This window comes from Rhodococcus globerulus NBRC 14531, assembly GCF_001894805.1.
In the GTDB taxonomy this organism is placed as follows: Bacteria; Actinomycetota; Actinomycetes; order Mycobacteriales; family Mycobacteriaceae; genus Rhodococcus_F; species Rhodococcus_F globerula.
This window is the reverse complement of record NZ_BCWX01000027.1, coordinates 1-1,209: the sequence shown is the minus strand read 5'-3', so window position 1 is coordinate 1,209 and position 1,209 is coordinate 1. Positions and strand designations below refer to the sequence as shown.

Below are 1,209 nucleotides of genomic sequence, written 5' to 3'. Positions count from 1 at the left end.
TCTTAGCTGGTCACGCCCTCAGCGTGCGCTGCGGCCGCGACGGCTTCCGCAACTGCGGTCGCCACGCGAGGGTCGAGTGGGCTCGGAACAATCTTGTCCACGGCCAACTCGTCGCCGACCACCGACAGGATCGCCTCGGCGGCAGCGAGCTTCATACCTTCGGTGATGCGACGGGCGCCGGCGTCGAGCGCGCCCTTGAACACACCGGGGAAGGCAAGCACATTGTTGATCTGGTTCGGGAAGTCACTGCGGCCGGTAGCCACGATCGCCGCGTACTTCGACGCGGTCTCGGGGTGAATCTCCGGATCCGGGTTCGAGAGCGCAAACACGATCGACTCGGGAGCCATCGACGCGATGAGCTCCTCGGGGATCTTGCCCGCCGAGACACCGAGGAAGACGTCCGCTCCGGCCAAAGCCTCGACGGCACCGCCGTGGACACTGCGCGGGTTGGTGCGCGACGCCAGCTCTACCTTGATCTCGTTGAGGTCGCTGCGCTCGCTGGAGATGATGCCCTTCGAGTCGAGCACGACGACGTCGCTGATACCGGCGGCGAGCAGAATGTTCGCACACGCGACACCCGCTGCACCCGCACCGGAGATGACAACCTTGAGTGTGGTGATGTCGCGGCTCTGCACCTTCACGGCGCCCTTGAGCGCAGCGAGAACCACAATCGCGGTGCCGTGCTGATCGTCGTGCATGACGGGGCAGTCAAGTGCCTCGATTACACGCTTTTCGATCTCGAAGCAACGCGGCGCCGAGATGTCCTCGAGGTTGACCGCGCCGAAGCTCGGACGCAGACGGATCAGGGTCTCGACAATCGCGTCGGGATCGGTGGTGTCGAGCACCAGCGGGATGGAGTTCAGTCCGGCAAAGCTCTTGAACAGAGCGGACTTGCCCTCCATGACGGGCAACGATGCGCGGGGTCCGATATCGCCCAGACCGAGAACCGCCGTGCCGTCACTGACGACGACAACCAGTCGATTGGTCCACGTGTAGCGATCGGCAAGGGTCTCGTCAGCTGCGATGGCGCGGCTCACCTGAGCCACACCCGGCGTGTACGCGATCGACAGAGCGCGCTGCGTATCGAGCGGCGCGGTGGTCTCGACCGACAGTTTGCCACCGACGTGAGCGGCAAAGATTTCTTCGTCGGTCAACTCGACCTTGGGTACGTTGATGGCTTCAGTCACAAGGGACACAATGACACTCCTG

The 1,209-nt window shown here is 63.9% G+C and carries 1 protein-coding gene; it reads right to left on the bottom strand.

Going from position 1 to position 1,209, the window contains the following annotated elements; translation table 11 throughout:
- Window positions 1–2: 2 nt before the first annotated feature.
- Window positions 3–1,196 carry an NAD(P)-dependent malic enzyme gene (locus RG2_RS31190; protein WP_045069512.1) on the bottom strand — a complete coding sequence of 398 codons (1,194 nt, stop codon included), beginning with the start codon at window positions 1,194–1,196 and terminating at the stop codon, window positions 3–5.
- Window positions 1,197–1,209: the final 13 nt, after the last annotated feature.